The sequence below is a fragment of the Streptomyces sp. SID14478 genome, from assembly GCF_010548525.1.
Classification (GTDB): Bacteria; Actinomycetota; Actinomycetes; order Streptomycetales; family Streptomycetaceae; genus Streptomyces.
The window spans coordinates 1-322 of the sequence record NZ_JAAGMG010000769.1 but is presented as its reverse complement, the minus strand read 5'-3'; the positions used below and the strand labels follow the sequence as shown (position 1 = coordinate 322).

Here is a 322-nt window from a genome sequence, read left to right as displayed (position 1 = left end):
CGAGGGTGACCCTGGCCAAACTGATCGCCGGACGGCTGCTGCCCGACACCGGCACGGTCACCCTCGGCGCGTGCGACACCCGGGCGCTCGGAGCCGGCGGCGTGCGGCGGAGCTGCGTCCTGCTGTCCCAGGAGACGCACGTGTTCGCCGGCACCCTGGCCGACGGACTGCGCCTGGCCCGGCCCGACGCCACCGACGACGCACTGCACCAGGCGCTGGAGAGCGTCGGCAGCGCGGGCTGGGTGAAGGCGCTGCCGGACGGCCTCGACACGGTCGTCGGCCACGGCGGCCACCGCCTCACCCCGGCCCGCGCGCAGGAGCT

The 322-nt window shown here is 76.7% G+C and carries 1 protein-coding gene; it reads left to right on the top strand.

Annotated features, from left to right (window positions below; genetic code table 11):
- Positions 1-322: ABC transporter ATP-binding protein (locus tag G3I40_RS25200; protein WP_164304399.1), on the top strand; the 322-nt coding region annotated here is incomplete at both ends.